The 3301-nt window shown below is 63.3% G+C and carries 3 protein-coding genes and 1 pseudogene; 3 read left to right on the plus strand and 1 reads right to left on the minus strand.

The window, feature by feature from the left end:
• From SPHV1_RS03375 to SPHV1_RS03385, 3 genes and pseudogenes are all read left to right on the plus strand, one after another.
• Nucleotides 1-561 (plus strand): rod shape-determining protein (locus tag SPHV1_RS03375; RefSeq protein ID WP_197277629.1); only part of this gene is annotated, 561 nt, incomplete at its 5' end.
• 109 nt (nt 562-670) lie between these two features.
• Nucleotides 671-2479: pseudogene (locus SPHV1_RS03380) on the plus strand (diguanylate cyclase).
• Nucleotides 2480-2616: 137 nt separating this feature from the next.
• Nucleotides 2617-2817 carry a hypothetical protein gene (locus tag SPHV1_RS03385; RefSeq protein ID WP_231634488.1) on the plus strand — a complete coding sequence of 67 codons (201 nt, stop codon included), beginning with the start codon at nt 2617-2619 and terminating at the stop codon, nt 2815-2817.
• On the opposite strand, the gene SPHV1_RS03390 is transcribed toward SPHV1_RS03385, so the two are convergent.
• Nucleotides 2818-3126 carry an alkylphosphonate utilization protein gene (locus SPHV1_RS03390; RefSeq protein WP_054944676.1) on the minus strand — a complete coding sequence of 103 codons (309 nt, stop codon included), beginning with the start codon at nt 3124-3126 and terminating at the stop codon, nt 2818-2820.
• Between the last annotated feature and the right edge of the window lie 175 nt (nt 3127-3301).

Here is a 3301-nt window from a genome sequence, read left to right on the forward strand (position 1 = left end):
ATGGTCGTCGATATCGGCGGCGGGACGACCGAAGTCGCCGTCCTGTCCCTGCGTGGATCGGCCTACAGCACATCGGTGCGTATCGGCGGCGACAAGCTCGACGAGGCTATCGCCCTTGCCGTGCGGCGCAAGCACAACCTGATGATCGGCGAAGTCACCGCTGAACGCATCAAACTGGCCATCGGCACCGCGCGCATGCCCGAGGACGGTTGTGGACAGGTGATCCGCACCAAGGGCCGCGACCTCGTCAACGGCGTGCCCAAGGAAATCGAGATCAGTCAGGCCGAGATCGCCGAGGCGATCTCTGAATCGATCAACCAGATCGTCGAGACCGTCCTGAACGCACTGGAAAATACTGCGCCCGAACTGGCGGCAGACATCGTCGATCAGGGGATCGTCATGACCGGGGGGGGCGCCTTGCTCGACCGACTCGATGTGGTTCTGTCGCAGGGAACGGGGCTTCCCGTGACAGTCGCGGACAACCCTTTGCTGTGCGTGGCAAACGGGGCGGGGCTGGCGCTGGAAGATCCCATCTACAATGGCGTACTGATCGCGGCCTGAATTGGGCCGATGGCAGGTGCCCAGAGGCGCCTTGCGTACGTCTGCGGCACAGGAGACCCGGTCGGGCCTTTAACCATTGGATATCCCGCGTGGTCTATAGGCTGGCATCATGCGCTTATCGACCATCACAAACTGGGCATATGGAGCGACCGTTGCCCTCACGCTCGCATCGGGTGCGACCATGCTCATGGCATCGACCGCCCAGAAGCAGGAGCGCGATGCCGTGCAGCAGCGCTACGAACTCGATCATGCAACGTCGCTCGTCGCGGAAGATATCGGTGTCCTCAGTGGCCTTGCGCGGCAGCACGCGATCAGCGGCAGCCTGGCTGACCTCACTGCCTATCGGCACGAGCTCAAGGAACTGATGAAGGTCGAGGATCGCGCGCGGCACATTCGCGATGCCGGCGCGAGCAGCGCGGAGCTGTATGATCTGCAACAGGTATTCCGGCAGGCCGACGCCCTGCTGGACGAACAGGATGCCGCCATCAAGGTGCGCGGCCAAGGCGACCGCGGTCAGGCCATCGCCATCCTGTTCTCGCCTGAGTACGAGCGCGAGCTGGAGCGCATCCAGGCCGGCGTCGTCCGGTTCCAGAGCCGTATCGACCAGCGCACCGAGATGGCCATGCAGGAAGCCGTGCGCACCTCGCGGCTCTGGCGAACCACATCGGAAGTCATGCTGGGTATAACCGGCCTGCTGTTTCTGTGCGTTCTCTATTTCATATTCCGTCGCCGCGTGCTCCATCCGGTCGTGAAACTCAGCGACGTCGTGACGCGGCTGGCGGCGCAGGACTATGCCGTCGAACCGCCGGTCTACGACCAGATCGACGAGATCGGCGACATGGCGCAGGCCCTGCGGATCTTTCGCGAGAACGGTATCGAGCGGCAACGGCTCGAACAGGAGCGCGATGCCGACCGCAGCGTGCGCGACCTGCTCTCGCGCATGACGCAGCGCATGCAGAACTGTGACACGATCGACGACCTTCGCGGCATCGTCGAACGCTTCATTCCCAGCATTGTCCCATCGGCCGCGGGGAGCCTGTTCCTGCTCGATTGCGAACGGGACGCGATGGTCGAATTCTGCTCGTGGTCCGAGCCGCAGCAGTCACGTTCGAGCTTCCCGGTCAGCGCGTGTTGGGCCCTGCGGCGCGGCGGCCTGCACAAGGCGGCGGGCAATGTGATCGATGTGCCCTGCGATCACCTCGAGCTGACGGGCAAGGGCGTAGCAGACACGATCTGCCTTCCACTCGTCGCGCGGCGCGGAACGCTGGGCCTGCTCTATTTCGAATTCGCTGTCGGAGGTGCCTCCGCAACCGTCTCGGATGTGTACCTGAACATCCTGGCTGAAAACGTCGGACTGGCCCTCGACAACCTGCGGCTGCGCGATGCTTTGCAGGATATGGCCATGGCCGATCCGCTGACTAGCCTCTCGAACCGCCGCAAGCTCGAGGTCGCCCTTGAAAGCCACGTGGCAGAGGCCCGGCCTGACCTGTCGATCAGCTGCGCCATGATCGACATCGATCACTTCAAGCGCTTCAACGATGAATATGGCCACGATGCGGGCGATGCGGTCTTGCGCGCGGTCGGGAAGGCTCTGAAGGACGCTGTCCGGTCCGATGACCACGTGTTCCGCTATGGAGGGGAGGAGTTCCTGTTGCTCATGCCCGGCCTCGGCCCATAAGAAGCCGCACGGCGGGTCGAAGGCATCAGGGCATCGATCGCTGCACTGCGACTGCGTCATGCCGACAGGATTCTCGGAGAGGTCCATGTATCGGCCGGGGTTGCCTGCGCGCCGGCGCATTGCGATCGCGACGGCTTGGTGCATGCCGCCGATGCGGCCTTGTACGAGGCCAAGCGAGAGGGTCGCAACCGGGTGGCGATGGCTCCGCTGAAGGAGTTGGAGGGCAGGGCCGCCGGCTAGGCGCGCCATCCCGCTGCTCGCGCGGCACCGGTGCGAGCCGGGCATTCGAAAAACCTGAACAAATAGGCTGGTTTTATCCGAATTCTCCTGGGGGAAGGGCATCGGCATAGATGCTGCGACCCACTGGAGTTGCCCCCATGAGCAAGTTTTTCGAACCTATCGGTATGTGCGCCAGGCAGTTCGCGAACATCGCCGAGCCTGCCATCATCGCATTCAGTGTCGCGGGATTGACCGGCGGCACGCTGGCTACGCTGGGCATCCTTGCCGAACATGCCCGTGGGCGGGGTTCGGCAAGGACACTTGCAGCGGATGATGTCTCTTGCGGTGGAGAGGCGTGATCAGCGCTTGCGCACGAATTCAGCCCGCAGCACCAGGCCCTTGATCCCCGGATACTTGCAGTCGATCTCCTGGGCATCGCCGGTGAGCCGGATCGAGGGGATCAGCGTTCCGCGCTTGAGCGTCTGGCCGGCCCCTTTCACGTCCAGGTCCTTGATCAGCGTCACGGCGTCGCCATCGGCCAGCAGGTTGCCGACTGCATCGCGCACTTCCACGGTGTCTTCCGCCGCACGCTTGGCCGCCAGTTCCGAAGCGGGCAGCCATTCGCCGCTGTCCTCGTCGTAGATGTAGTCCTCTGAGTCGCCCGACATGTCTTGATCTCCAGTTTGTTCAGCCCTTGGCAGAGAGGCGGGCATTTGGCGAGGGCAGCGGGCATATTTCGTATCGATGTGCAGGTCGCGTCGTACTGCGTCGTGAGCGAATTCGTGGTAAAGTTGGTTCCGCGCTTTCGTCGATCTGCCCACTTAGAGCCCGATCCGAAAGTAG

The organism is Novosphingobium sp. KN65.2, from assembly GCF_001368935.1.
Classification (GTDB): domain Bacteria; phylum Pseudomonadota; class Alphaproteobacteria; order Sphingomonadales; family Sphingomonadaceae; genus Novosphingobium; species Novosphingobium mathurense.

Coding starts and splice junctions, on each gene's coding strand:
- SPHV1_RS03390 (WP_054944676.1), bottom strand. CDS start 3,126: ATGTCGGGCGACTCAGAGGACTACATCTACGACGAGGACAGCGGCGAA.
- SPHV1_RS03385 (WP_231634488.1), top strand. CDS start 2,617: ATGAGCAAGTTTTTCGAACCTATCGGTATGTGCGCCAGGCAGTTCGCG.